This is a genomic window from Streptomyces sp. NPDC043680, from assembly GCF_056436685.1.
The window spans coordinates 51,374-77,390 of record NZ_JBWKCE010000013.1; the positions used below are offsets into that span (position 1 = coordinate 51,374).

The window sequence follows — 26,017 nt, forward strand, 5'->3', positions numbered from 1 at the left end:
GCATGCGTGCCACCACCTCTCGTCCACTCGGCCCCTACCCGTCCTTGACCTCAAGCGAACTTGAGGTCCTACGGTCACGGACATGACTTTCGACGAGGCAGTGAAGACGGTTCCGGAGCGCTACCGCACCGCGGTGGTGCCGCACATCATGGTGGCCGACGCGGCCGCCGCCCTCTCCTTCTACGGGCGGGCCTTCGGGGCCGTGGAGGAGTTCCGGCTCGACCACCCGCAGGGCGGGGTGATGCACGCCGAGATACGGATCGGCGCGGCTGTGCTGATGCTCGGCGACGTCTCCGAGGGGCCCTTCACCGCCCCGACGGCCCTGGGCGGGACCTCGGCCGCCCTGCACGTGTTCGTGCCCGACGTGGACGCTCTGGCCCGGACGGCCGCGGCCGAGGGCGCGGAGGTGGTGCAGGCCCCGGCCGACCAGTTCCACGGCGACCGGACGGCCATCCTCCGGGACCCGTTCGGGCACCTGTGGGTCTTCCTGACCCACTTGGAGGACTTCTCCGGGGAGGAACTGGAGCGCCGGCTCAAGGAGAGCGCGGCCGGATAGGCGTACGGCGCGGCGCAGGGGGAGCAGGGACAGGCGGCCGGGGGCGGGGGCCGGGAGCGGGGGCCGGTTCATCCCGGCAGCAGTCCGAGCAGCGCGTTGCGCAGGGCCGGGTGTCGGACGGTCATGAACCGGTGCAGGGTCCGGGACCCGAAGGCGACGCGCTGCGCGCTGCGGCGGCGTTCCCGGTCGTAGGCCCGCAGGGCGGAGGGCGGAGGGCATGACCGTTCACACCCAGACAACCACCACAACCGTGGTACAACGTCCGTGGTACCACGTGGTTAAGCTGTCACGGTGAATCAGGACCGCAGGGACCGGCTGCGCGATGCGGCGATCTCCGTGCTGGCGGAGGCCGGAGGGCGGGGGCTGACCCACCGGGCCGTCGACGCGGCGGCCGCGGTACCGCCGGGCACCACCAAGAACTACTTCCCCAGCCGCGACGCCCTGCTGCGGGCCGTGGCCGAGCGCTGTCTGGAGCAGTACCGGGCGCTGGCCGCCTCCCTGGCCGGAGCAGGTCCCGGACCCGGCGACCGGGACGGGCTCGCGGCCCTGCTGGCGGGGCTGCTGCGCGAGGTGGCCGGGCCGGGCCGGCCGCGCGTCCTCGCCTACCTGGAACTGCAGGCCGAGGCGGCGCGGCGGCCCTGGCTCGCGGCGCTCCTCGACCCCATCGGTGCGGCCGACTTCGCCGCGTACGGGCGCCTGTTGCGCGCCGCCGGGCAGGCCGGCGGCCCGGCGCAGGCCCGCGCCCTGACGCTCGCGCTGCACGGCGCCATCCCGCACCTGCTGACCGGCGCCCCGGAGACCCTGGCCGCCGCCGGCCTCGACGACCTGGACGCCTTCACCCGTGAGGTCCTGGCCGTCGTATGCGCCGAACCACCCGAGGAGGAACGGTGACCACCCGACTCGACCGCGCCGTGGGCGCCGTCCTGGGCTCGGCCGCCGGTGACGCGCTCGGCGCGCCCTACGAGTTCGGCCCCGCCGGGGAGTTGAGCGCGCGCGGCCGGGAAATGCTCGGGGGCGGGGGCTGGGATCCGGGCGAGGCCACCGATGACACACAGATGGCGGTCCTGGTCGGCGAGGCCCTGCTGGAACACGACGGCCTCGAACTCCTCGACGTCCTGCCCGACATCTTCGACCGCTTCCGGCGCTGGGCGGCGGCCGGACCCAAGGACATCGGGCTCCAGACCGAGGACGTCCTGACGAACGGACAGCCCTGGGACCTGGCCGCGGCCCTGCACTTCCAGCTCAACGCGCGGGCGGCGGGCAACGGTTCCCTGATGCGGGCCTCGACCTCGGCGGTGTACTTCGCCCCGGCCGGACGGGAGGCGACGATGGACGCCGCCCGGCGGATCGCGGCGCTGACCCACGGCGACCCGGCCGCCTGGGAGGGAACCGCGATCCTGCACGAGCTCGTACGGGTGGCGTGGGACGGTGCCGACCCGCTCAGCGCCCTGCCCGAGGCCCTCGGGGCGGTGCATCCGGGCCACCGCGAGCGGTACGCCCGCGTCCTCGCCCCCGACTGGGACCCCGGCCGGGCCACCGAGTTCAACGGGGCGGTGTGGCCCTGCCTGGGCTCGGCGGTCTGGGCGCTGCGGACGACCACCGGGTTCGCCGAGGCCGTACGGGCCGCCGTGGACCTGGGCGGGGACACCGACACGGTGGCGGCGGTCACCGGCACCCTGGCCGGCGCCCGCTACGGCCAGGCGGCGATCCCGGCGGAGTGGACGGCGCCGCTGCACGTGCCGCTGCCGGGGTTCGGCGGGCGGGTCCTCGACGCGGAGGGGCTGCGGGAGCTCGCTCAGCGGCTCGCTGACGGGAGGTAGTCCTCGGCGGGCAGTCCCGCGCCCGCCAGCAGCCGCCCTTCGGCGTACCCGAACGCGGCGGGCAGGAGCGCCCCTTCCCGGCCGCTGAGCAGCACGGTCAGCGTGCCGGTCGCGGGCAGGTCCGGCTCGGGCGCGGCGCCGATGCGGCGCAGCGCCTGGAGGGCGACGGGTTCGGCGGAGCCGTGGAAGGTGAACGCCCCTCCCCCGATCCGCTCGGCGAGGGCGGCCCGGATGGGCTCCTCGACCAGCTCGTAGTGCGTGCAGCCGAGCACCACGTCGGTGACGTCGGCGGGGGTCAGCGCGGCGGCGGCCGCGACCGCCGCGGCGACGGCCGTCTCGTCGGCGGCCTCGACGGCGTCGGCGAGTCCCGGGCACGGCACCTCGGTGACGGGGACACCGGCGGCGAAGTCCCGGATCAGCCCGCGCTGGTAGGGGCTGCCGGTGGTGGCGGGCGTGGCCCAGATCGCCACGCGCCCCCCGGCGGCAGCGGCGGGCTTGATCGCCGGCACGGTCCCGATGACGGGGATCACCGGTTCCAGCGCCGCCCGGAGGGTGGGCAGGGCGTGCACGGAGGCGGTGTTGCAGGCCACGATCAGCGCGTCCGGGCGCTGCCCTGCGGCGGCCCGCGCGACACCGAGGGCCCGCTCGGTGAGGTCGGCGGGGGTCCGGGGGCCCCAGGGCATTCCGTCGGGGTCGGAGGACAGGACGAGGTCCGCGTCCGGCCGCAGCCGCCGCATCGCGGCGGCAGCCGCGAGGAGGCCGATTCCCGAGTCCATGAGCGCGATCTTCACCCGGCCACTTTAGTCGACGCCCCTCGGACGGCGGCTCCCGGCGGGCCCGGCGGGCCGCCCGGGGGGCGTGCGGGCGCAGGAGGGCGGCGCACTCCCCCGCCACCCCGCCGAAATCCGCGACAGGCCCCGCAGGGTTCGGCACACTGCCCGCATGGGCCTTCTCAGCGCCGCCTGCCTCTCCCTCGCCGTGTGGCTCTGGCTCACGCTCGCCCAGGGGATGTTCTGGCGGACCGATGTGCGACTGCCCCCGCGCAGCGCGCCCGCCCGCTGGCCGTCCGTCGCCATCGTGGTCCCGGCCAGGGACGAGGCCGGGGTGCTGCCGTGCAGCCTGCCCTCGCTCCTGACCCAGGACTATCCGGGCGAAGCCGAGGTCATCCTGGTCGACGACGGGAGCACCGACGGCACCGCCGCCCTCGCGCTGCGGCTCGCCCGGGAGTACCCGGGGCTGCCCCTGTCCGTCGTCTCGCCCGGCGATCCCGACCCGGGCTGGACCGGCAAGCTCTGGGCGCTGCGCCACGGCATCGCGGTCGCCCGCACCTGCCACCCGACCGAGCCCGACTACCTGCTCCTGACCGACGCGGACATCGCCCACGAGCCCGACAGCCTGCGCGAGCTGGTCTGCGCCGCGACCTCCGCCGGGCTGGACCTCGTATCGCAGATGGCCCGGCTCCGTGTCGTCTCCTTCTGGGAACGGCTCGTCGTACCGGCCTTCGTCTACTTCTTCGCCCAGCTCTACCCCTTCCGCCGGGTCAACCGCCCCGCCGGCCGGACCGCCGCCGCGGCCGGCGGTTGCGTCCTGCTGCGGACCGGGGCCGCCGTGCGGGCGGGCGTGCCCGACTCGATCCGGCAGGCCGTCATCGACGACGTCTCCCTGGCCCGCGCCGTGCAGCGTTCCGGCGGCCGGATCTGGCTGGGACTGGCGGAGCGGGTGGACAGCGTGCGCCCCTATCCCGCGCTCGCCGACCTGTGGCGGATGGTCTCGCGCAGCGCCTACGCGCAACTGCGCCACCAGCCGCTGCTGCTGGCCGGGACGGTCACCGGGCTCGTGCTCGTCTATCTCGTCCCCCCCGTCGCCCTGTTCGCGGGGCTGGCCGCCGGCCGCCCGGGCACCGCCTGGGCCGGCGCCCTCGCGTGGCTGCTGATGGCGGGCACGTACCTGCCGATGCTGCGGTACTACCGGCAGTCGGCGCTGCTCGCGCCGCTGCTTCCGCTCACGGCGCTGCTGTACCTGCTGATGACCGTCGACTCGGCCGTGCAGCACTACCGGGGCCGGGGGGCGGCGTGGAAGGGCCGCACCTATGCCCGCCCGAGCGACGCCCGAAACGGCAAACTGCCGCCCGGGCCAACGTCATCCGAGGTCACCGGGCTGTGACGGCGCGTCAACACCAAGTCGGTGCAACAGCCAACCGTTGAGTACGAGTAGGAACAAGCCGGGGTGGAAGTGGCGAATCGTGCACGTGGACGTGAAGTGAAAGCTGTGGCGCTGACCTGCGAATATGCAGGTCAGCGGGGTGTTCGTCACACCTCGCTATGGACCCGGTGAAGTCGTGGGCTTAACTTAGGTCCCATGACCTCCCCCCGCTCCACTTATGGCGGCGGTTACTACTCCGCGCCCTCCTTCCCGGACACCCCCATCTACGACTCCCTCGTCGCCGAACGCGGCACTCCGCAGATCGCCCCGATCCGCGTCCCGGCCGCGTACGACTCCCCGAGCGCCGGTTATCAGAGCGGTGGGTACCTCCCGGCCCTGCCTTCCGCTTTGCCTGCGCTGCCCCCGGCCTCGCCGCAACAGCAGCCCGCGTACGGGTACCCCCCGTACCAGCAGCAGGCGGCGCAGCCGATGCCGCTGCAGAACGCGCCCGCGCCGTTCATCCCGCAGCAGCAGCCGGTCGGGGCCCGGGCGGGCTATGCACCGCAGCTCCAGCCGCAGCAGCCCCGCCCGGTCGCCACGGCCACCGGCTACGAGGCCATGCGCCCGGCGGCGCCGCGTCCGATGCAGGTTCCGGCTCCGGTGCCGGCCGCCTCGTACGAGGATCCGTACGGCCGCCCGTACCAGGGGCGGGGCTACTGAGCGGGCGCTGACGCCCGCTGGGGCAGCGGTGGGAGCGCCTGGCAGGATGCTCCCATGGCGAACTTGTATGTCCAGGCACTCCACGTACATCCCGTCAAGTCGGTAGCGGGGACAGCTCCCGACGAGGTGGCCGTGGAGCCCTGGGGCCTGTCCGGTGACCGGCGGTGGGCCCTGGTGGATGCCGAGGGCACGGTCCTCACCCAGCGCCAGCAGCCGCGTCTGGCTCTGGCGCAGGCCCGGCCGCTGGGGGGCGGCGGGGTGGCGCTGAGGGCGCCCGGTATGGCCGATCTGGTGGTGGAGGTTCCCGATCCGGGGCCGCTGGAGCCGGTCGTGCTGTTCGGCAAGAAGATCGAGGCCGTGGTCGCGGCGGGAGCCGCGGCCGACTGGTTCAGCGCGTACCTCGGGACCGGGGTGCGCCTCGTGCACATGGACGACCCCGCCGCTCGGCGGCCCGTGGACCCGGATTACGCACGGCCGGGCGAGACGGTGAGCCTCGCCGACGCCTATCCCGTGCTCCTCACCACGCTCGCGTCGCTGGACGCGCTCAACTCCCTGATCGCGCAGGGGGACCATCCCGAGGAGGGTCCGCTGCCGATGAACCGGTTCCGTCCCAATGTGGTGGTCGCCGGGGCGCAGTCGTGGGCGGAGGACGGCTGGCGGCGCATCGCGATCGGCGACGCCGTCTTCCGCGGGGTGCGCGAGTGCGGGCGGTGCATCGTGACGACGACGGACCAGCGGACGGCCGAGCGGGGCAAGGAGCCCCTCAAGACGCTGGCCAGGCACCGGAGGATCGGCCGGTCGCTGGCCTTCGGCCGGCAGCTGGTGCCGGTCCGGCTGGGCACGGTGCGGGTCGGCGACGAGGTCCGCGTCCTGGAGTGAGCCGACGCGGAGGCCCCGCGGAATGACACCTTCGAGGGGCTCTGGGGAAACTCTGGAACCGGGCGGTGCTGCCTGGCCGTTGGATCAGACGACACGTACGACGAGAAGGTGCCGGGACCGGGCACCGGATCGGGTGGCGTGATCCCGTACGTCCCGGAATGCGCGCAGCCGGGGTCTGCGGGAGTCTTGGACGGCAGGCAGGCGGAGGCTGGCACAAGTAGGGGGAGCCGGACCGTGTGGACAGCAATGGGTGTGTGGCGTTGGCGGCGCAATCCGCTGCGCCGCCCGACCGATCTCTTCGAGGCATGGGTGGCGCTCACCGCGCTGGTGTGCGTCCTGGTGGTGGCCCCGGTCGTCGGCTGGATCGCGGGCCTGGAGGTGGACGGGACGCTGCAGCGGGCGGCGCGCGAGCAGCGGCAGGAGCGGTATCTGGTTCCGGCGGTGGTGCTCCGGCCCGCCCAGGATCCGATCGCGCAAGCGGGCGCCGACCCGTCGGCGCAGCGGCAGACCCCGCAGCGCACGCAGATCGTGGCGGCGTGGACGGCTCCGGACGGCAGCAGTCACGAGGGCACGGTGCCGGCCGCGGAGGAGCCGCCGCAGGCCGGGGACCGGTTCCGGATATGGACCGATACGCAGGGCCGGCTGGTGGGGCGTCCGCTCGACCCGACGTCCGCCAGCAGCAATGCGGCGGTCGTGGGGCTGGCCGCGGGCGTCGGTGTGGCGGCGCTGGCGGAGACGGTCCGCCGGCTGGTCGTACGGCGGCTGGTGCATCGGAGGTACCTGCACCTGGACCGCGCCTGGGCCGCGGTGGGACCGGACTGGGGCCGGGCGGGCGCGGGCAGCTGACCTGGCGGCCGGGACGCTCCGCGCGCGCTACGGTGGACCGGCCGGAGCAGCCCGTTCATCCGCTGTGAGCGGCTCGGCGGGTTCGGTGGTTTCGGTCGGTTCGACAGTGCGAGGACGAGGGCGGGGGCGCGGCAGCACGATGGCACAGGGCACGGTCCAGGTGACGCACAGCGGGTCTTCGCGGTGGCGGCGCCGCTCCGGTGAATATCCGACGTTGGCCGCCGCGCTCGCCGTCGCGGGCGACGGGGACGTGCTGTCCATCGCTCCCGGCACCTACCGGGAGAACCTGGTGCTGCACCATGCCGTCACCCTGCGCGGGCCCGAGGGCGCGGCGGGTTCGGTGCGGATCGCCCCGCCCGACGGGGTGGCGCTGACCGTGCGCGCGTCGGCAGTGATCCAGGACCTCCATGTGGAGGGGCAGGACCGGGCGGCTCCCGCAGTGCTCGTCGAGGAGGGGTCCCCGGAGCTCGTCGAGGTGCGGGTGAGCACCCGGTCGGCGGCCGGTATCGAGGTGCGCGGCGGGGCCCGGCCGCTGGTGCGGCGGTGCACCGTCGAGAACCCGGCGGGCGTCGGGATCGCCGTGGTGGACGGGGGCGGCGGGGTGTTCGAGGAGTGCGAGGTGGTGGCCGCCGGGCAGAGCGGCGTCGTCGTGCGCGGCGGCGGCCATCCGCGGCTGGAGCGGTGCCGTATCCACCACGCCTCCGGCGCGGGCATCGCCGTCACCGGCGAGGGTTCGGGCCTGGAGGCCCTGGGCTGCGAGGTGTACGAGGTCCAGGGTGCCGGTGTGCAGATCGCCGCCCGCGCGGCGGCCCGCCTCACCGACTGTGCGGTGCACCGCACCTCGGCCGACGGGGTCACCCTCGACACGGACGCGGTGCTGTCCCTGTCCGGCTGCGACATCCACGACATCCCGGAGAACGCGGTGGATCTCCGCTCGCGTTCGGTGCTCACCCTCAGCCGCACCACGGTCCGGCGCTTCGGCCGCAACGGTCTGTCGGTGTGGGATCCGGGTACCCGGGTCGATGCGGAGTCCTGCGAGATCCATGACAGTACGGGCGACTATCCGGCGGTGTGGATCAGTGACGGGGCGTCCGTGTCCCTGGAGTCCTGCCGGGTCCACGACGTGCCGGACGCCGTCTTCGTACTGGACCGCGGTTCGCGCGCGGACGTGGTCGACAGCGATCTGTCGCAGGTGCGCAACACGGCCGTGTCGGTGAGCGACGGGGCGACCGCACAGCTGGACGACTGCCGGATCCGGGAGGCGGCGACGGGTGCGTGGTTCCGCGACCACGGCAGCGGCGGCACCTTGGCCAACTGCACCATCGACGGCGTGCAGACCGGGGTGATCGTCACCAAGGGCGCCGATCCCACGCTGGAGCGGTGCACCGTCAGCTCCCCCGCCGAGGCCGGGTTCTACGTGTCGGCCGGCGGCCGCGGGAGCTTCCGCTCCTGCCGGGTGACCGACAGCTCCGGCTTCGGCTTCCACGTCCTCGACGGCTGCCGCACCATGCTGACCCGCTGTCACACGGAGCGCTGCGCCCGCGGGGGGTACGAGTTCGCGGAGGACGGCCCGGTCGCCGAGGACTGCACCAGCGACGCCTCCGGTTCCCGGCAGGCCGGCCACGCGGGAGCGGGCGGTGCCGCGGCCGGGGAGCGGGCGGGCGTGCGTACGGTCACCGCCGCGCAAGGCGCCGTACCGCAGGCGGTGCATCCGGCGCAGGTGCCTGCGGCGCGCCCCGCGGAGGAGGCGGGGCGGGGCTCGGCGGCGCGGGCCTCCGGAGAGGTGCTGGGCCAGCTCGATGCACTCGTGGGCCTGGAGAGCGTCAAACGCGAGGTGCGCGCGCTCACGGACATGATCGAGGTGGGGCGGCGGCGGCAGCAGGCCGGCCTCAAGGCGGCCTCGGTGCGCCGGCACCTGGTGTTCACGGGCTCTCCGGGCACCGGCAAGACCACGGTGGCCCGGCTCTACGGGGAGATCCTCGCCTCCCTGGGAGTTCTGGAGCGCGGGCATCTGGTCGAGGTGTCCCGGGTGGACCTGGTCGGGGAGCACATCGGCTCGACGGCGATCCGGACCCAGGAGGCCTTCGAGCGGGCGCGCGGCGGGGTGCTGTTCATCGACGAGGCGTACGCGCTGGCGCCGGAGGACTCGGGCCGGGACTTCGGGCGCGAGGCGATCGACACCCTGGTGAAGCTGATGGAGGACCACCGGGACGCGGTGGTGGTGATCGTCGCCGGGTACACGGCGGAGATGGAGCGCTTCCTGACGGTCAATCCAGGCGTTGCCTCCCGCTTCTCGCGGACCATCACCTTCGGCGACTACGGGCCGCAGGAGCTGCTGCGGATCGTGGAGCAGCAGGCGGAGGAGCACGAGTACCGGCTCGGCGAGGGCACGGCCGGGGCACTGCTGACGTATTTCACGGAGCTGCCCAAGGGTCCGGCCTTCGGCAACGGCCGCACGGCGCGCCAGACCTTCGAGTCGATGGTCGAGCGGCACGCGGGCCGGGTGGCACAGCTGGCGGATCCGGGGACGGACGAGCTCACTCTGCTGTTTCCGGAGGATCTGCCGGTACTGCCGGCTCCTTGCTGATCCGGGGGCCCGGTACGGCGGTCCGCGGGGGCTTGCCCAAACGGGCGAGCAGGGCGTCGCGTTCGACGGTGAAGGCAGGGTCGGCCTGGTAGTCGAAGTGGCCGAGGATCGGAGCGGGCAGGGGGTGGCGGGCGCTGCGCCCATAGGCGACGGGGTCGGCGAGCGGCCCCCGGTCCACGGACTCGGCGGCGGTGAGTACCGGGCCTCCGATGGGGTCGGTGGCCCGCCACAGGTTGCGCCAGCAGTCGACCTCCCCGTGCAGGGCGGTGAGCGGCCCGGGCCCGAAGTAGGCCGGGAACCAGCGCCCGTAGAGCCGGGCGAGCGGCGATCCGTACGTGAGGAGGCCGACCCGGCGGCGGACGTGCGGAGGCAGCTGCCACACGGCGGCGGCCGCGAGGACGCTGCCCTGGGAGTGGCCGGAGATCACCAGGCGGCCGCCGGTGCGGCCGGTCCAGCCGGCCATCCGCCAGGTGAGGTCGGGCACGGCCCGCTCGGCGTAGCAGGGCGGTGCGAAGGGGTGGGCGGCGCGGGGCCAGAAGGTGCCCACGTCCCACAGCACGCCGATGGTGCGGCGGGCGGCCGGGTCGCGGTAGGCGCGCCGGCCCCAGGTGACGAAGAGGACGAAGCCGAGCCCCACCAGCCAGGAACCGGCGTCCTGGGCGGCGCGGGCCGCGGTGGCCAACAGGGGGTGCGCTCCGCGGGCCGCCTCGCCCGGGACCTGCCCGCTGAGCCAGGCTCCGGCGAGGGCGCCCGCGCCGAGGAGCAGGGTCGTACCGGCGACGGCCGCCACGAGCCAGGGCGCCTCGTCGGTGAGCGCGGCGGCGGCACGGACCCCGGCGATCCGGCGGCTGCGGTCGGCGTCGGGCTGCTCCCCCGGGTACTCGGCGGCCACGGTGGCGGCGAGCCGCCGCCGGACGCGGGCCGCGCGCGCCGCGAACCAGGCGGCGAGCAGGGCCAGTACGAGCAGTAGCGGCGGCAGGACGGCGGCCTGCCAGGAGAGCAGTACGGGCGGGCCGGCCAGCGGGGACCCGGCGAGGCCGGGCGTGGCGCCACCGTCGAGCCAGTCGGCGACGCGCTGGGCGACGCCCCCGGACAACACCCCGCCGAGGGCGCAGCCGAGGACGGCGACGGCGGGCCCGCCCAGCCCGTGGAGGGCGGCCGAGGGGTCGGGCGCGAGCCGGTACAGGCGGGCGGCGACGACGGCGAGGACGAGCACGCAGCAGCCCTGGCCGAGCATGAGCACGCCGAAGGCGAGGTCGCCGGGGAGCCGCCCGGCGGAGCTCCACCCGGGGCGCGACCAGCCGGCGTGGAGGAGGACGGCGGCCAGGAGGGCAAGTGCCGCGCCGGGCAGGGCGGTGACGGCGGCGCGGTCGAGGCGGTGGTCGGCGCGTGCCTCGGTACGGCCTCGCCGGCAGACCACCCAGGCGACCGCGAGCGCTCCGGCGGCGAGGAGCAGTTCAAGCACCCAGCCGACGGCTTCGAGGGCGGGGGTGCCGGCGCGGCGGTCGTACCGGGCGGTGGGTACGGCGACGGCGACCGCGACGGTCAGCAGCCCGGCGGCGGTGTGCGCGGCGCGCAGCCGGGCCACGAGCCGCCGCCCGTACCAGAATCCGGAGCGGCCGAGCGCGGGCGGCGGACCGGGGGCGGCGGGGGCCGGGGGCGGCGGACCGGGGGCGGCGGGAACCTGAGCGGCGGGAGCCGGGGCTGCACCCGCGGCAGCGACGCCCGTGCAGGCGGCGGGGGCTTCGGCCGGGGAACCGGCAGCCGCCTCGGCCGTGCTGCCGGCGGGGGCTTCGGCGGTGGCTTCCGCCGGGGGCGACTGGGACTCGTACGCGCTCCACGTGCGGTTCGAAAGGAACCACAGCAGCCAGGTCAGCGCGGCGGGCACCAGCGCACCGAGCGCGAGCCGCCGCCCGGGCTGCCCCCACCACCCGCCGGGTTCCAGGAAGCCGAGCCAGGAGCGACGGCCGGTGCACTGCGCGGAGCCCGCGCACTGCCAGGCGAAGAGGTCGAGCGCGACCTCGCAGGCAGCGGCGATGAGCAGCACGGTGAGGCTCAGCGCGAGGATGCGGACGAGGACCCCGTACGCCCGCACTGCACGCGGCGGGGCGTCCCCGGCGGGCGGGGCGGGCCGGGCCCAGTGGGCGAGGTTGACCACCATGAAGGGCAGGAGCAGCAGCCACAGGGCTCGGGCTCCGTTGCCGGAGGTGAGCCGCGACCAGCAGTAGGCCTCGATCACGGGCCGGCCGGTGTACCTCTCGGGGTGGGCCTCGGCATCGGCGTCCTCGGCGCGGCGGAAGACGGCGGCGGTGGAGTCGCCGGTGACCCGCACGGTGCGCGGATCGCCGAGCAGCTCGTCGGGGGACGAGCCGTGGACTCCGTGGACGCGGAGTTCGAGGGCCAGGGGGCGTGGGGCTGGGGGAATGTCCGGCACGGCGGCCTCCGCTCGCGGTGGCGGGATCAGCGCAGGTCCAGCATCCCGCGCAGGCGGGCGCGTGCCTAGGGGGTGTCCCCCGTAAGAGGGGCCGGGCCGCAGACATCTGACGACACGCCGGGTATGGTGCGCCCGCACGCCCGCACGCCCGCACGCCCGCACGCCCGTACGGGGCGCACAGGCGTTCCGTACGCGCGTTCCGCACCCCGCAACACCGCAGGAGGGACCGACATGGCTCGCCGACTCCGCCCGGTGGGGCTGGACTTCACCGAGGACGCCCCGGTACGCCTGACCTTCGCCACCCGGACGGCCGCCGCACCGGAGGCCGTCTACCGGGCACTGGCCGAGGAGGTCGAGGGCTGGCCGCGCTGGTTCCGGGCGGTGACCCTGGCCCGGCCGACGCACGGCGGGGCGGGCCGGGAGATCAGGCTGCTGGGCGGTGTCCGCTTCCAGGAGACGATCATGGCCGCGGATCCCGAGCAGCGCTACGCGTACCGCGTCGACGAGACCAATGTGCCCGGCGTCCGGGCCTTGTTGGAGGAGTGGCGGCTCACCCCCGCCGACGCGGGCTCCGGCACCCGCGTCCGCTGGACGTTCGCCGCGGACGGCTCGGCGGCGTTCCGTCTCGCCCTGAGCGCCGCCCGACCTGGCCTCGGGCACTCCTTCCGCGCGGCCGTCCGCGCGCTGGACGCCCGCCTGCCGGCCCAGCGTTCGGCGGGCCACGAGCAGTGAGGGACGGGCGATGAGGCACGGGCGGTGAGACGCGCGGGGCCCGGACGGGCCCCGCTGCCGGCCGGACCCCCGTCACCGGCCGGACCCCCATCACCGGCCGGGCGCCGCGCCACAGGGGGGCGGGAGCCGGGCCTGCGGTCAGGCCGCGGGTTCGCGCCAGACGCCCGTGGTCAGCAGGGTCTCGATCGTCTTCGCGTACGGGGCGATGTCCAGGCCCTGCGCGGCCAGCCACTCGTCCGAGTAGTACTTGTCGAGGTACCGCTCGCCCCCGTCGCACAGCAGGGTGACCACGCTGCCGGTGCGGCCCTCCGTGACCATCTCCGAGATGATCTTCAGTGCGCTCCACACGCCCGTGCCGGTCGAGCCGCCCGCCTTGCGACCGATGGCCTGTTCCAGCGCGCGGCACGCGGCGACGCTCGCCGCGTCCGGGACCTTCATCATCCGGTCGATGGCCCCCGGCACGAAGCTCGGCTCCATCCGCGGTCGGCCGATGCCTTCGATGCGCGAGCCGCAATCGCTGCTCGCGTCGGGGTCGTTGCCGGTCCAGCCGTCGAAGAAACAGGAGTTCTCCGGGTCGGGGACGCAGACCCGGGTGTCGTGCTGCATGTAGTGCACGTAGCGCGCGATGGTCGCGGACGTGCCGCCGGTCCCGGCGGTCGCCACGATCCAGGCGGGCTCGGGGTACCGCTCCAAGCGGAGCTGCTGGTACATCGATTCGGCGATGTTGTTGTTGCCGCGCCAGTCCGTGGCCCGCTCGGCGTACGTGAACTGGTCCATGTAGTGACCGCCGGTGCGCGCCGCGAGGTCCGCCGACTCCTCGTACATCTTCATCGGGTCGTCCACGAAGTGGCATTCCCCGCCGTGGAATTCGATCAGGCGGCACTTCTCGCGGCTGGTGGTGCGCGGCATGACGGCGATGAACGGGACGCCGATGAGCTTGGCGAAGTACGCCTCGGAGACCGCGGTCGAGCCGGAGGAGGCCTCGATGACCGGGCGGCCGGGGCGGACCCAGCCGTTGCACAGCGCGTAGAGGAACAGCGAGCGCGCGAGGCGGTGCTTGAGGGAGCCCGTCGGGTGCGTGGACTCGTCCTTGAGGTAGAGGTCGATGCCCCACGCCTCGGGGAGCGGGAAGCGCAGCAGGTGCGTGTCGGCGGAGCGGTTGGCGTCGGCCTGGACCTTGCGGACGGCCTCTTTCAGCCAGGCGCGGTAGTCCGCGTCGCTGCGGTCGACGTCAACCGTCGTGACCGCGGTACCGGAGGTACCGGTGGTAGCTGTGGTGCTCATGCGCCGTGCTCCTTCGTGCGTTTCTTCGCCCCCTGCTTTCGCAATGTACCTCCCTCACCTGCACAAACGGTCACTTTGGGTATCCATGCGGATCGCTTTCGATCGCGTTCGGTTGCATACACGGGCACCGTGGGTGACCCTGGGGTATTACCGAGGGTGCAGCACCCGTAACACTCATGTCGGGGAGTCGCAGCCGTGATCAGTCATTCCCGCAGGCACTGCGTCGTCGAACTGCAGGCCCTGCCGTCCCGGATCGGACAGATCCGCCGGATCGTATGCGCGCAATTGCGCCACTGGCAGCTCGACCCGCTCATAGACCGGGCTGCGCTCGGCGTGACGGAGTTGCTCAGCAACGTCCACCGTCATGCGCAGCCGGACAAGACCTGCACGGTCGAGATCGAACTCCGCCTCGGGCGCCTGACGGTCTCGGTGATCGACAGCGATCCGCGGCTTCCGGTCCTGCGCGAGGCGGCCGCCGACACACTGGAGACCTGCGGGCGCGGACTCGCGCTCGTCGCGGCGGTCAGCGAGGCCTGGGGCGCGCGCCACCAGGACGACGGCCCGGGCAAGGTGGTGTGGTTCTCCCTCCGCGCCGCCCCCGCACCGGCGGCGCCACAGCGCCCGGTGCGCATCGGTTCCAAGCCCGTACGAGAGCCCGCGGCGACCGCGATCGTCGCCGTGGACCCGGAAGCCGTCCCGACCGGCCTGTCGGTGGCGGCGTCGGTCGGTGCCGGGCCCGGGTAGCGGTTCCGCCGCCGCAGCCGCCACGAGCCGGCAGCCGCCACGGCCCCCGTAGCCACCGCGACCCCCGCAGCCACCGCTCGCACCGCTACCGCCGCGTACCACCGCGGCTCGTATCGACGCCGGGCGCCCCAGCGCACCGGCCTGGGTCAGGCCGCCGCGCCCAGGGTGCCCAGCGGGTCGTCGAGCACCGGCTGCCACGCCAGCTCCGCGGCGCCCACCAGGCTGTTGTGGTCGAGCGTGCAGGGCAGGATCGGCACTCCCCCGCTGCGTCCCCACAGGCTGCGGTCCGCGACCACCGCGCGCAGCCGCTCCGGGTCGGCTTGAAGGAGATCGCGGTGCAGGCCGCCGAGGATGATCCGGTCGGGGTTCAGGATGTTCACCAGGCCCGCCAGGCCCAGGCCGAGCCGGTCGATGAGCTCCTCGGCGGCGGCCCGTACCGAAGGCTGCGCGTACTCCTCGCGCAACAGGTCACGGGCCTGCTGGAGCAGCGAGACCCGGGGGCCGGGGGTGCGGCCCGCCGCGGTGAGGAAGGCCAGCGGGTCCGCCTCCACGTCGAGGCAGCCGCGGCCGCCGCAGTGGCAGGGCCGCCCCTCCGGGTTCACGGTGAGGTGGCCCACCTCCAGGGCGAGGCCGGAACTCCCGCTGTGCAGACGGCCGTCCAGGACCAGCGCCCCGCCCACCCCGCGGTGGCCGGTGGCCACGCACAGCAGGTGCTGGGCGCTGCGGCCCGCGCCGTGGCGGTGCTCGGCGAGGGCCGCCAGGTTGACGTCGTTCCCGGTGAGCGCGGGGCCGTCGATCCCGGCCGCCTTCACGCATTCGGCGAAGACCGCCCGTACGGGAGCACCGGCCGGCCAGGCCAGGTGCAGCGGGTTGAGGGCCGTGCCCTCCGGCTCCGCGACCGCCGACGGAACCGCGAGTCCCGCGCCGACGCAGCGCCGACCGGTCTCGGCGAGCAGCGCCGCGCCCGCTTCGACGACGGCGCCGAGGACCTGTGCCGGATCGGCGGAGACGGTGACCTTGCCGGGGGCGGTGGCGACGATCCGGCCGCCGAGTCCGACCAGCGCGGCCCGGAACCCGTCGGCGTGCACCTGCGCGGCCAGGGCCACCGGGCCGTTCTCGTCGATGGAGAGCCGGTGCGAGGGCCGGCCCTGCCCGCCGCCCGCCCCGCCGGGGCGGGAGTCGACGCGGATCAGTCCCAGGGCCTCCAGTTCGGCGGCCACGGCCCCGGCGGTCGCCCGGGTGACGCCCAGCTCGGCGGTCAGGACGGCACGGGTCGGGGCCCGGCCGGTGTGGACGAGCTCCAGCGCCGGGCCGAGGGCGCCGCGGCCCCGCTCCAGTTTCGTCCTGGTGGACGCGGTGGACGCGGTGGACGCGGTGGTCACTTCCCCCACCCGCTGCGGGGCCCCGTTGCCGTTCATGACAGCGATCCTCGCATGATCGGTGGGGTGCGCGGCGCCGCCGATCAGCCGGGCGGCGCTCCGGGCAGGTCAAGGCCGCTGACGCGCAGGGTGAGGTTCAGCCGCCCGGCGAGCCCGAGCCAGGCCGGGCCGGTGCCGGGCATGACCTTCGGCACCCCGTGGTAGGCCAGGCGGGCCGGGCCTCCGAAGACGAACAGATCCCCGCTGCGCAGCTCCACGTCCGTGTAGGGGCGGCCCCGCGAGGCGGTGGTGCCGAAGCGGAACACGCAGCCGTCGCCGAGGCTGAGCGAGACGACCGGAGCCCCGGACTTCTCGTCGGAGTCGCGATGCATGCCCATGCGGGAGTCACCGCCGTAGAAGTTGATCAGCGCGATGTCATAGGCCGCCTCGGCCGCCGGGGCCGTGTCGCCGCGGCCGTAGGCGCAGGCCACCGCTTCCCGCCCCAGCTGGGCGAGCCAGTCGGGCATCGGTTTGACCGGCGCCCCGTCGCCGTCGACGGCGGTGCGGGCGTACCCGTACGGATACCAATGCAGACCGAGGCACACCTGGCGGGCGGTCATCGTCCCGCCGCCCGGGGTGTGCACCGTACGCAGCCCGGCGGGCGGGCGGGCCCACGCCCGGCAGGCCGCGAGCAGCTCGCGCTGGCGCTCGGGAGCGAGCCAGTCCGGCACGTGCACGGCACCCGGGGCGATCTCGGTCCGCTCGCGCGGGAAGAGTTTCCCATTCATGCTCCCCATTGTCGTAGGCGGCTGCGACACTGCCCGCATGAAGATCATCGACTATGTGGAAACCCTGACGCGGGAAGGCGAGTTGCTCGCCGACGTGGCGGAGCGGGCGGGTACGGACACTCCGTGCCCACCTGTCCGCAGTGGCGTGTTGCCGATCTGCTGCGGCACACGGGGGCGGTGCACCGGTGGGCGGCCGGTTTCGTACGGGACGCGGCCTTGGAGCCCGCGCCGTTCCCGCAGGCGCCGGAACTGGTCGGAGCGGAGCTGCTGGCATGGTTCCGGGAGGGCCACCGGGCGCTGGTGCGCACGCTGACCGACGCCCCGGCCGACGTCCAATGCTGGACCTTCCTGCCGACGGCCGCGCCCTCGCCGCTGGCCTTCTGGGCACGGCGCCAGGCGCACGAGACCGCGGTGCACCGGATGGACGCGGAGGCGGCGCTCGGCGCGGTGTACGGGCCGGTGACCGCTGAGTTCGCCGAGGACGGGGTGGACGAGCTGCTCGTCGGCTTCCACGCCCGCCCGCGCAGCCGGGTGCGGACGGAGGAGCCGCGGGTCCTGCGGATCCGCGCCGCCGACACCGGCGCGGTGTGGACCGTGCACCTGTCCCAGGAACCGCCCCGCACGGTGCTCGGCGACGCGGGCCCCGCGGACTGCGAGGTGACCGGCGAGGCGTCCTGGCTGTACGCGGCCCTCTGGAACCGCCTTCCCCTGTCCGGCCCCGAGGTGACCGGTGACCAGGCCCTGGGCCGCCTGTGGACCGAAACCGCCGGCATCTGAGCCCGTACCGGCCGACCCCGGCGTCCGAGGCCGGCCCGCCTCCGGGGCGGGGGCGCCCGGCCTCGGACGACGGGGTCCTCACTGACCGGATGCCACCGTCTGCGCCGCGCGACGAGCGCGAGGCCGAACACTCATGAGGCGACCGCTTATTGGTTTGCCGCCGGCCAGTCCGGCCGGATAGGAAGCTCGCATGCTACGAGGCAGCAAGGTCGGGCTCAGGGCCCGGCACGAGGAAGACATCCCGATCCTGCGGGCCGAGCTCTACGACGACGTGGTCAACTCCTCGCGGGCCGAGAGCAGGCCGTGGCGGCCGATCACGCCCGGCTCGAATGATCCGCGGCTGGTGGTGGACGACAAGGAGCAGGGCAGCGTCCAGTTCTCCGTGGTGGAGCTGGACGGCGGGACGCTCGTCGGCACCGCGACGCTGTGGGGCATCGACAACCACCACCGGTCCGCGCACGTCGGACTGGGGCTGCTGCCGTCCGCCCGCGGCAAGGGCTACGGCACGGACGTGGTCGCGGTGCTGTGCCACTACGGTTTCATCGTGCGCGGCCTGCAGCGGCTGCAGATCGAGACGCTGTCGGACAACACCGCGATGCTGCGCTCCGCCGAGCGCAACGGCTTCGTCCGCGAGGGCGTGCTGCGCTCCTCGGCCTGGGTGATGGGCGAGTTCCTCGACGAGGTACTGCTCGGGCTCCTCGTCCAGGAGTGGAAGCAGGACTCGAAGGTCTAGTGCTGTGGCCGAAGGTTTGCCGGGTCGCGTTGTCCGGTGCGGTGCATCGCAAGGCGGAGGCCCGCGGCTCGTACCGGACGTACTTGCGCGGTCCGACAACGCAGCGAGGTGCCGTGCCGGGCGGCGAGACCCGGTGGACCTTTCCGGTCACAGCACTAGCCGAGTGGGCCCGATGCCCTCAGTGGTCGGAGGCCATCCGGGATCGTTTTGACCGGGGTGGTGGCGGGCCGGCCGTGCCGGGGTGCCATGGCAGCGGCCCCCGAGCCGGTCAGGGGGCACTCACCTGGCGGTGGGTGTGGGACGTGCACCCACGGCGACGTGCGGCACAAGGGGTTTCCGGCACCGAAACACCTGGTCAGGGCTCATCCGCGGTGCGGTCGGGTGCCTGGGCGGTCCTGGGGGCTGCCTGGGAAAATGGGAGAGAGGATCCCGGTCAGCGTCTCCCGCCCGGCGGTGGGCACTGAACCCAGAAGGGCCGAACTCATGATCATCTTTGGCACCAAGGTATACCTGTACCAACTCGCGATACTCACGCTGACGTGCCGTCACTGCGGCAACCCCGCCGCGCACACGATCACGAAGCACGTCACCAAGTTCACGTTGTTCTTCGTGCCGCTGTTCCCCGTCTCGACGAGGTATGCGACGCAGTGCACGTTCTGCGGCTTGGAGCAGGAGGTGCCCAAGGAGTGGGCCCAGCAGTCGCAGGCGCAGGCGCAGGCCGCAGGCGCTGCCGGCGCCGAGGCGTACGGGCACTCGCGGTAGCCGTACGAGCACCCTGGAGCTGACAGTCGCCGACGTCGAGACGCTACCGCTCCGACCGGCCGACGGCCGCGGCAGCCGGCGGGTAGGGATCCGGATCCGCCCGCCCACAGGGGCAGGACCACGCGGCTCCTCAACGCCCGGCGGCCGGGGCGCCACGGGGCGCCTCGGGGAACCCGCACCCCTCACGCGTGGGGCACCGGGCGAGGGCGCTCGGGCTCCCCCGGCCAGCGGACGAGACCGCGCAGCCGACGTGGGGCCGCCCGGCGGCCATGGCAGCCAGCGGGCGGGGGCCCGCATGCGACCGCCCGACGGGCCGGTGCACGACGCCCCGACGCCCGACGCCCGACGCCCGACGCCCGACGGGCAGAGGCAAACCGGCCGGCAGGGTCGTCGCCCGGATCTTGTTCCCCCACCAGGACCTGCCCGATGGGTCGGTTCAGGTAAGGCCTCCGACCTCCCTCAAATGATCGGTGATCGCGTCCCGCGTCCTCATCAACCGCCTGGCGGGCTCGACCAGAGCAGAACCGTCGCGCGACCGTGCGACCTCGGCGAGCAGCCGGTAGAGAGGGGCGACCTGGTCTTCCAACGACTTGACGAGGTCGAAGGCGCTACGCGGCCCCACCAGGCGCACTACTGTCCCCTGCCGCCGCACGTGGCCTATGTGGCCGTCGACAACCGCGACAACCTCCTGCATGTCGACCTCGCGACCCTCGTCCAGATGCTCAGCCGTCTGCCGGAGCGTGCGTGCGATGTCCGTGGCCGCCTGCAGCAGGTCGGTGTACGACTGGAGCGACCTGGCTTCCTGCTCGGCGTACCGGGCCCGCCGCCACTTGCTCCGCTCCACGTACATGTTGCCTGCGAGCGTCAGGGCGACTGCCGCAAGGGCGGAGGCCACAGGCACCACTTGAGTCGTTATGTCAGCCACAGGGCAGGAGTGTGCCACCCCGGAAGCGAGCGGTGCGGCCGGCCCGGTCCACGGCGATGACACAACCTCCCCCGCCCCAGCCCGGCGCGTCACTCCGTTAATGACTATCCGGCGGATCACGAGCGAAGCCAGAGGCGAATAGTGGGGGCGCGCCCGGCCGCGAGGGGGCTCCGGGGGGCCGACGGCGCGACTCACGGCGTCGACGGCGGCAGGCGCCGTTGGCGGTGGGGGTCAGCGGGTGAAGGCCGACGTTGTGGGCGCGTTGCGTGGCGGCGTGAGGCGCGACCGGGCGCAGGACAGGCTGACGGGCGGGGCGCGCCCGGCAGCGAGGGGGCGCCTGCGCACCGGACCCAGAGCGCCGGGGGCGGGTGCGTTGCGGGTGCGCTGCGGGCGGCAGCCAGGCGCCGCCGGCGTTGGGGGCAGGCGGTGGGGGCAGGCGGTGGGGAAGCCGCGGTGTGGGCGAGTTGGGTCGCGGCGTGCGGACGCGACCCGGGCGCGGGACCCGCCGACGGGCAGGGGCGCGCCCGGCCGCGAGGGGGCTCCGGGGGGCGACGGCGTGCGCCGGACGCACGGCGCCGGGGGCGGGCAGGCGTTGTCGGCTCTTGGAGTCAGGTGGTGGGGAGGCCGACGGCGTGGGCGAGTTGGGTCGCCGCGTGCGTGAAGAAGGTGTCGCGGTCTTCGACTACGCGGTTGAACTGGCCGAACAGCTCGAAGGAGATCAAGCCCGCCAACTGCGCCCAGGCTGCCACCAGGGACGCAGTGGCCTCGGGGGGCAGGCCCTGGGCGAAGTCCGCGGTCATGCGGACGGCCTCGGGGCGCAGGGCGGCGGGCAGGGGCGGGAGGGCGAGCCCGCGGCCCTCGTAGGCGGCCCGGACGACGCCGATGAGGGTGTTGCCGACGCGGGAGGCGGGGCCGACCGTGTCCACGGGGGCGCTGTAGCCGGGCACCGGGGAACCGTAGATGAGGGAGTACTCGTGCGGATGCTCCAGCGCCCAGGCCCGTACGGCCTCGCAGACCGCGACCCAGCGCGCGCGGGGCAGGGCGGCTGCGGCGAGGGCGCGGGCGTCCGCCTCCTCGGCGGCGGCGCCGACGCTGTCGTAGGCGTCGACGATCAGCGCCGTGAGGAGCTCGTCGCGGCTGGGGAAGTAGCGGTAGAGGGCCGAGGAGACCATGCCCAGCTCTCTGGCCACCGCGCGCAGCGAGAGTTTGGCTGCGCCCTCGGCCGCGAGCATGCGGCGGGCCTCGTCCTTGATGGCGGCGGTCACCTCGATGCGGGCCCGTTCCCGGGCCCCGCGCACGGTACTCATGCGTTCAGTGTGCCATGCAGGGAGAGCAGCGCCCACAACGAGCAGCAGCGATCCAAGTCGAGAGCAGTGCTCTTGCTTTGGTGCATCAATCCGTGCACACTGATCTCAAGCGAGAGCACCGCTCTCCAAATCGCTTCCGGAGGCCGTCATGACCGCCCGCTCCCCCTACTACGTCCAGGCCGGCCCGCTCGCCACCCGTTTCAACTCGCTCTTCGGGAAGCTCGCCCGCCTCGGTGTCAGCCTGGCCGGCTCCGCCGAACTGTCGGTGCGCGGACGCAAGTCCGGCCAGATGCAGCGGATCCCGGTGAACCCGCACGCCTACGCAGGACAGCAGTACCTGGTCTCGGCGCGCGGCCACTCCCAGTGGGTCCGCAACATGCGGGCGGCGGGCGGCGGCGAGCTCCGCGTGGGACGCAAGGTGCGGACCTTCACGGTCGTCGAACTCACCGACCCCGCCCAGAAGGCCCCGGTGATCCGCGCCTACCTGGAGAGGTGGGGCTGGCAGGTCAACCAGTTCTTCCAGGGCGTCTCGGCGGAGTCCTCCGACGCGGAGCTCCAGGCCGTGGCCGACGACCACCCCGTCTTCGCCCTCACGGTGTCGAACTGACCGCCCGCCGCGACCACGCCACGTACCGCCGGCCGGAGGCGGCCCCACCGGCACCCACCCCGGAGAGGAGAGGACTGCCGCCCGCCCCTGTGCCACACGCCCCGAAAGGCCCCTGGCCGCAGCGCCCCTGCCGCAGCGCCGGGCCTGGGCCGCCGGGCCCCAGCCCCCGCCCCGGCCCCGGCCCGCAGCCGCCCGGCCTCAGCCCTGACCCTCGCCCCGGCCGGCCCCCGAACCCTGACCCGAGCCCGAGCCCGAGCCCACGCCCGAGCCCGAGCCCTCGCCCGAGACGGCACCCGCACCCGCGCCCCGGTCCGCCGCCTGCGCCCGGCCGCGCGCCTGGCGGCCGTCGAGCACGTGCAGCGCCTTGCGGGCCAGCGGGTACGTCCGCACCAGGTCGGCCAGCGTCGTCGAACCCCGGGTGATCCGGGCGAAGGCCCGCCACGCCGGGCGGAAGCCGGTGATCGCCGCGTGCAGGAGCCCCGGCTTCGCCTCGAAGAGGGTCAGCATCCGCCGCCCGACCCCCATCTCGACGCCCAGGCCGGCCTTGATGGCGAAGGCGTAGTTCAGGGCCTGGCGCCGCGCGTCCACCGCGTCCTGCGCCTCGGAGATCTTCACGGCCCACTCCCCCGCCAGCCGGCCCGAGCGCAGGGCGAACGAGATGCCCTCCCGGGTCCACGGCTCCAGCAGTCCGGCCGCGTCGCCCGCCACCAGCACCCGGCCGCGCGAGAGCGGCGATTCGGGCGTGCGGCACCGCGTCAGGTGGCCGGAGGAGATGGACGGCTCGAAACCGGCCAGGCCCAGCCGGGCGATGAAGTCCTCCAGGTACCGCTTGGTGGCCGCGCCCTCTCCCTTGGCCGAAATGACACCCACGGTGAGGGTGTCCCCCTTGGGGAAGACCCAGCCGTAGCTGCCGGGCAGCGGGCCCCAGTCGATGAGCACCCGTCCCTTCCAGTCCTCGGCGACCGTCTCCGGAACGGGGATCTCCGCCTCCAGACCGAGATCCACCTGCTCCATCTCGACCCCGACGTGCGCGCCGATCCGGCTCGCGCTGCCGTCCGCACCGACCACGGCCCGGGCCAGCACGGTCTCCCCGCTCGACAGAACCACGGCGACGGTCCGCCGGTCGGGCACCGCCGCCCCGTGCTGTTCGACGCGCGCGACGGCCGTACCCGTACGCACCGTCGCGCCGGCCTTCTCGGCCTCCGCGACGAGACCGGCATCGAACTCGGGCCGGTTGATGAGCCCGAACAGCATGTGCTTCGCGCGGCGGGTCCGGGTCAGCTTCCCGTTCAGCGAGAAGGTGACCGCATGGATCCGGTCCTGGAGCGGCAGCACGAAGCCCGGCGGCAGGGCGTCGCGCGACGGGCCGATGATCCCACCGCCGCAGGTCTTGTACCGGGGCAGCTCGGCCTTCTCCAGCAGCAGGACGCGCCGCCCCGCCGTCGCCGCCGCGTGTGCGGCCGAGGCGCCGGCCGGGCCGGCCCCGACCACCACCACGTCCCAGACCTCGCCGGTCCCCCCGGCCCTGTCCTCGCCCGCCCCCTGAGCGCCCTGCTCTGCTGCGCCGGACCCGCCGACGGTGCTTTCGTCGCTGCTCACGATGTGCTGCTGCTCCTGATCATGCGGTTGCTCCGATGCCGGGGAAATCCTACGGCGCGCGTTCCGCTCGTCCTGCTGTGCGAGGATCGGGACCGTCTCCCGCCGTACCCGGTATACGCGCACCACGCGGATCGGGCGGCGTACACGTAGAACAACGTCGCACCCATGAGGAGCGTGCCCATGTCGCCGAATTCGGTCGCCGAGACCATCGCCTCGCTGATGCCCCGCGCCAAGCAGGAGCTGGCCGAGCTGGTGGCCTTCCAATCGGTGGCGGACTTCGCGCAGTTCCCCCGCAGCGAGAGCGAGGCCGCCGCGAACTGGGTGGCGGACGCGCTGCGCACCGAGGGCTTCCAGGACGTGGCGCTGCTCGACACCCCTGACGGCACGCAGTCGGTGTACGGGTTCCTGCCCGGCCCCGAGGGCGCCCCGACCGTCCTGCTCTACGCCCACTACGACGTTCAGCCGCCGCTGGACGACGCCGCCTGGACCTCCCCGGCCTTCGAGCTGACCGAGCGCGACGGCCGCTGGTACGGGCGCGGCGCGGCGGACTGCAAGGGCGGGTTCATCATGCACCTGCTCGCGCTGCGCGCCCTGAAGGCGAACGGCGGGGTGCCGGTGAGCGTGAAGGTGATCGTCGAGGGCTCGGAGGAGCAGGGCACCGGCGGCCTCCAGCGGTACGCCGAGGCCCACCCGGAGCTGCTGGCCGCCGACACGATCGTCATCGGCGACGCGGGCAACTTCCGCCTCGGCCTGCCGACGGTGACGGCCACGCTGCGTGGGATGACCCTGATCAAGGTGAAGATCGACACGCTGGCCGGCAACCTGCACTCCGGCATGTTCGGCGGTGTCGCCCCCGACGCGCTGGCCGCGCTGATCCGTGTACTGGACTCGCTGCGGGCGGCGGACGGCTCCACGACGGTCGACGGGCTGGCCTCGGATGCGGTGTGGGAGGGGCTCCAGTACCCGGAGGAGGACTTCCGCTCCGACGCACGCGTCCTGGACGGCGTCGAGCTGATCGGCGAGGGCACGGTCGCGGACCGCCTGTGGGCCCGGCCCGCGGTGACGGTGCTGGGCATCGACTGCCCGCCGGTGGTCGGCGCGACCCCGTCGGTGCACGCGAGCGCCGGCGCGCTGATCAGCCTGCGCGTGCCGCCGGGCGTGGACACCGCCGAGGCCATCAAGCTGCTGGAGGCCCACCTCCTGGCGCACACGCCGTGGAAGGCGCGCCTGGAGCTGGAAGTCGTGGGTCAGGGCCAGCCGTTCCAGGCCGACACGAGCAGCCCGGCGTATGCGTCGATGGCGGCGGCCCTGCGGGAGGCGTACGACGGCCAGGAGATGCAGATCAGCGGCATGGGCGGCTCGATCCCCCTGTGCAACACGCTGACGTCGCTGTACCCGCAGGCGGAGATGCTGCTCATCGGGCTGAGCGAGCCGGAGGCGCAGATCCACGCGGTGAACGAGAGCGTCTCGCCGCAGGAGCTGGAGCGCCTCTCCGTCGCGGAGGCCCTCTTCCTCGTCAACTACGCGGAGTCCAAGCGGGGCTGACCCCGCAGTCGGTGCGCGTGCGCGCGTGAGGCGTGTACGGCTGCACGGCTGCACGGCTGCACGGCATGTCCGGATGTACGCCCGGGGCGGAGTGCGCCCTGGGCGTACTCCGCTCCCGGCGAAGTCGGGGGCCCCGCGCGGGCGTCCGCTCGTACGCTCGCCGTATGGATCTTGTAGAAGTCATCCCGGGCCGGCTCCACATGCTCCGCTTCCCGATCGGCCAGGCGTATCTCTGGCAGGACGGCGAAGCCCTCACCCTCGTCGACGCGGGCCACGCCGGCTCGGCGGACGCCATTGAAGAGGCGATACGTTCCCTCGGGCTGCGGCCGGAACGGCTGGAGCGGATCGTCCTGACCCACTGCCACGGCGACCATGTCGGGGCCGCCGGCGAGCTCGCCGCCCGCCACGGCGCCCGCGTCCTCGCGCACCGACTGGACGCGCCCGTGATCCGGGGCGACCGGCCCGTGCCCGAACCGGTGCTGCTGGACTGGGAGTTGCCCTACTGGGAGCACGCCAAGACCGTGCCCGAGGCCCCGCCGACCCGCGTCGACCGGGAGCTGGAGGACGGCGAGGTGCTCCCCTTCGGCGACGGGGCGGTGGTGGTCCACGCCCCCGGCCACACCCCGGGCAGCATCGGCATCCATCTGCCGCGCCACGGCGTGCTGTTCGCCGGTGACTGCATCGCGGGAGTGGGGCAGGTGATGCTGGGCGTCTTCAACGTGGACCGGGCCCAGGCGCAGGACTCCTTCCGGCGCCTCGCCGCACTGTCCCCGACCCTCGCGTGCTTCGGCCACGGCGATCCGCTCACGGCGGACGCCGCCACGACCCTCGCCGAGGCCGCCGCCTGACGCCGGCCGCCCGCCGCCGGAAGC

Annotated in this window: 23 protein-coding genes and 2 pseudogenes; 16 read left to right on the forward strand and 9 right to left on the reverse strand. The window is 74.3% G+C overall.

Going from position 1 to position 26,017, the window contains the following annotated elements; genetic code table 11:
• Positions 1-82: 82 nt before the first annotated feature.
• Positions 83-556, forward strand: coding sequence for a VOC family protein (locus AC0666_RS23985; protein WP_468964511.1), 474 nt, complete (start codon positions 83-85; stop codon positions 554-556).
• 68 nt (positions 557-624) lie between these two features.
• On the opposite strand, the pseudogene AC0666_RS23990 reads toward AC0666_RS23985, so the two are convergent.
• Positions 625-759: pseudogene (locus tag AC0666_RS23990) on the reverse strand (FAD-dependent monooxygenase); the annotation flags it as partial.
• 88 nt (positions 760-847) lie between these two features.
• Here AC0666_RS23990 and AC0666_RS23995 point away from each other — a divergent pair.
• Together AC0666_RS23995 and AC0666_RS24000 are read left to right on the forward strand one after the other, a co-directional pair.
• Positions 848-1,447, forward strand: a complete 600-nt coding sequence (locus AC0666_RS23995) for a TetR/AcrR family transcriptional regulator (RefSeq protein WP_468964509.1) — start codon at positions 848-850, stop codon at positions 1,445-1,447.
• Positions 1,444-2,376: an ADP-ribosylglycohydrolase family protein gene (locus AC0666_RS24000; RefSeq protein WP_468964507.1), complete on the forward strand. Its 933-nt coding sequence runs from the start codon at positions 1,444-1,446 to the stop codon at positions 2,374-2,376. Before AC0666_RS23995 ends, AC0666_RS24000 begins: the two co-directional genes overlap by 4 nt.
• On the opposite strand, the gene AC0666_RS24005 is transcribed toward AC0666_RS24000, so the two are convergent.
• Entirely contained in the window at positions 2,352-3,167 is an 816-nt protein-coding gene (locus AC0666_RS24005) for a glutamate racemase (RefSeq protein WP_468964505.1), read from the reverse strand. The genes AC0666_RS24000 and AC0666_RS24005 overlap by 25 nt on opposite strands.
• 151 nt (positions 3,168-3,318) lie before the next feature.
• On the opposite strand from AC0666_RS24005, the gene AC0666_RS24010 reads away from it, so the two are divergent.
• The 5 genes from AC0666_RS24010 to AC0666_RS24030 all read left to right on the forward strand — a co-directional run bounded on the left by AC0666_RS24010 (position 3,319) and on the right by AC0666_RS24030 (position 9,550).
• Entirely contained in the window at positions 3,319-4,539 is a 1,221-nt protein-coding gene (locus tag AC0666_RS24010) for a glycosyltransferase (RefSeq protein WP_468964503.1), read from the forward strand.
• Between the two features lie 195 nt (positions 4,540-4,734).
• The gene (locus AC0666_RS24015; RefSeq protein WP_468964502.1) at positions 4,735-5,238 is read left to right on the forward strand and encodes a DUF6643 family protein; all 504 of its coding nucleotides are present in this window, start codon (positions 4,735-4,737) and stop codon (positions 5,236-5,238) included.
• A 54-nt stretch (positions 5,239-5,292) separates the two neighbouring features.
• On the forward strand, positions 5,293-6,117 hold the full coding sequence (locus AC0666_RS24020) for an MOSC domain-containing protein (protein ID WP_468964500.1): 825 nt from the start codon (positions 5,293-5,295) through the stop codon (positions 6,115-6,117).
• Positions 6,118-6,363: 246 nt separating this feature from the next.
• Positions 6,364-6,963 carry an Rv1733c family protein gene (locus tag AC0666_RS24025; protein ID WP_478708263.1) on the forward strand — a complete coding sequence of 200 codons (600 nt, stop codon included), beginning with the start codon at positions 6,364-6,366 and terminating at the stop codon, positions 6,961-6,963.
• Positions 6,964-7,102: 139 nt separating this feature from the next.
• Positions 7,103-9,550 carry a right-handed parallel beta-helix repeat-containing protein gene (locus AC0666_RS24030; protein ID WP_478708264.1) on the forward strand — a complete coding sequence of 816 codons (2,448 nt, stop codon included), beginning with the start codon at positions 7,103-7,105 and terminating at the stop codon, positions 9,548-9,550.
• On the opposite strand, the gene AC0666_RS24035 is transcribed toward AC0666_RS24030, so the two are convergent.
• Positions 9,501-11,984, reverse strand: a complete 2,484-nt coding sequence (locus AC0666_RS24035; protein ID WP_478708265.1) for a hypothetical protein — start codon at positions 11,982-11,984, stop codon at positions 9,501-9,503. The genes AC0666_RS24030 and AC0666_RS24035 overlap by 50 nt on opposite strands.
• A gap of 231 nt (positions 11,985-12,215) precedes the next feature.
• Between AC0666_RS24035 and AC0666_RS24040 the strand changes: the two genes are divergently transcribed.
• Positions 12,216-12,716 carry an SRPBCC family protein gene (locus AC0666_RS24040; protein WP_468964493.1) on the forward strand — a complete coding sequence of 167 codons (501 nt, stop codon included), beginning with the start codon at positions 12,216-12,218 and terminating at the stop codon, positions 12,714-12,716.
• Between the two features lie 138 nt (positions 12,717-12,854).
• Here AC0666_RS24040 and AC0666_RS24045 read toward each other — a convergent pair whose 3' ends face one another.
• On the reverse strand, positions 12,855-14,000 hold the full coding sequence (locus tag AC0666_RS24045) for a PLP-dependent cysteine synthase family protein (RefSeq protein ID WP_468964491.1): 1,146 nt from the start codon (positions 13,998-14,000) through the stop codon (positions 12,855-12,857).
• 195 nt (positions 14,001-14,195) lie between these two features.
• Between AC0666_RS24045 and AC0666_RS24050 the strand changes: the two genes are divergently transcribed.
• Positions 14,196-14,744, forward strand: coding sequence for an ATP-binding protein (locus AC0666_RS24050; protein ID WP_478708266.1), 549 nt, complete (start codon positions 14,196-14,198; stop codon positions 14,742-14,744).
• A gap of 146 nt (positions 14,745-14,890) precedes the next feature.
• On the opposite strand, the gene AC0666_RS24055 is transcribed toward AC0666_RS24050, so the two are convergent.
• Both AC0666_RS24055 and AC0666_RS24060 read right to left on the reverse strand, forming a co-directional pair.
• Complete coding sequence (locus tag AC0666_RS24055) at positions 14,891-16,162, reverse strand: ROK family protein (RefSeq protein ID WP_468964488.1); 1,272 nt, start codon at positions 16,160-16,162, stop codon at positions 14,891-14,893.
• A gap of 44 nt (positions 16,163-16,206) precedes the next feature.
• Positions 16,207-16,890: an alpha-ketoglutarate-dependent dioxygenase AlkB family protein gene (locus AC0666_RS24060; protein ID WP_478708267.1), complete on the reverse strand. Its 684-nt coding sequence runs from the start codon at positions 16,888-16,890 to the stop codon at positions 16,207-16,209.
• Positions 16,891-16,927: 37 nt separating this feature from the next.
• Here AC0666_RS24060 and AC0666_RS24065 point away from each other — a divergent pair.
• The 3 genes and pseudogenes from AC0666_RS24065 (at position 16,928) to AC0666_RS24075 (ending at position 19,162) form a co-directional block, all read left to right on the forward strand.
• Positions 16,928-17,667 (forward strand): annotated as a pseudogene (locus AC0666_RS24065) (maleylpyruvate isomerase family mycothiol-dependent enzyme).
• A 190-nt stretch (positions 17,668-17,857) separates the two neighbouring features.
• A complete protein-coding gene (locus AC0666_RS24070; RefSeq protein ID WP_468579713.1) occupies positions 17,858-18,400 on the forward strand; it encodes a GNAT family N-acetyltransferase in 543 nt (180 codons plus the stop codon).
• Between the two features lie 483 nt (positions 18,401-18,883).
• Positions 18,884-19,162 carry a zinc-ribbon domain-containing protein gene (locus AC0666_RS24075; protein WP_468964482.1) on the forward strand — a complete coding sequence of 93 codons (279 nt, stop codon included), beginning with the start codon at positions 18,884-18,886 and terminating at the stop codon, positions 19,160-19,162.
• A 436-nt stretch (positions 19,163-19,598) separates the two neighbouring features.
• Here the strand turns inward: AC0666_RS24075 and AC0666_RS24080 are convergent, their stop codons facing one another.
• Both AC0666_RS24080 and AC0666_RS24085 read right to left on the reverse strand, forming a co-directional pair.
• Positions 19,599-20,087 (reverse strand): hypothetical protein, encoded by a 489-nt coding sequence (locus AC0666_RS24080; RefSeq protein ID WP_468579712.1) that lies wholly within the window; start codon positions 20,085-20,087, stop codon positions 19,599-19,601.
• Between the two features lie 608 nt (positions 20,088-20,695).
• Positions 20,696-21,394, reverse strand: a complete 699-nt coding sequence (locus AC0666_RS24085) for a TetR/AcrR family transcriptional regulator (protein WP_468964480.1) — start codon at positions 21,392-21,394, stop codon at positions 20,696-20,698.
• 148 nt (positions 21,395-21,542) lie between these two features.
• Between AC0666_RS24085 and AC0666_RS24090 the strand changes: the two genes are divergently transcribed.
• On the forward strand, positions 21,543-22,001 hold the full coding sequence (locus tag AC0666_RS24090) for a nitroreductase/quinone reductase family protein (RefSeq protein ID WP_468964478.1): 459 nt from the start codon (positions 21,543-21,545) through the stop codon (positions 21,999-22,001).
• A 198-nt stretch (positions 22,002-22,199) separates the two neighbouring features.
• Here the strand turns inward: AC0666_RS24090 and AC0666_RS24095 are convergent, their stop codons facing one another.
• On the reverse strand, positions 22,200-23,498 hold the full coding sequence (locus AC0666_RS24095; RefSeq protein WP_478708294.1) for a geranylgeranyl reductase family protein: 1,299 nt from the start codon (positions 23,496-23,498) through the stop codon (positions 22,200-22,202).
• A 282-nt stretch (positions 23,499-23,780) separates the two neighbouring features.
• On the opposite strand from AC0666_RS24095, the gene AC0666_RS24100 reads away from it, so the two are divergent.
• Both AC0666_RS24100 and AC0666_RS24105 read left to right on the forward strand, forming a co-directional pair.
• On the forward strand, positions 23,781-25,145 hold the full coding sequence (locus AC0666_RS24100) for a M20/M25/M40 family metallo-hydrolase (RefSeq protein ID WP_468964476.1): 1,365 nt from the start codon (positions 23,781-23,783) through the stop codon (positions 25,143-25,145).
• 164 nt (positions 25,146-25,309) lie between these two features.
• Positions 25,310-25,993 (forward strand): MBL fold metallo-hydrolase, encoded by a 684-nt coding sequence (locus tag AC0666_RS24105; RefSeq protein WP_468964474.1) that lies wholly within the window; start codon positions 25,310-25,312, stop codon positions 25,991-25,993.
• Positions 25,994-26,017: the final 24 nt, after the last annotated feature.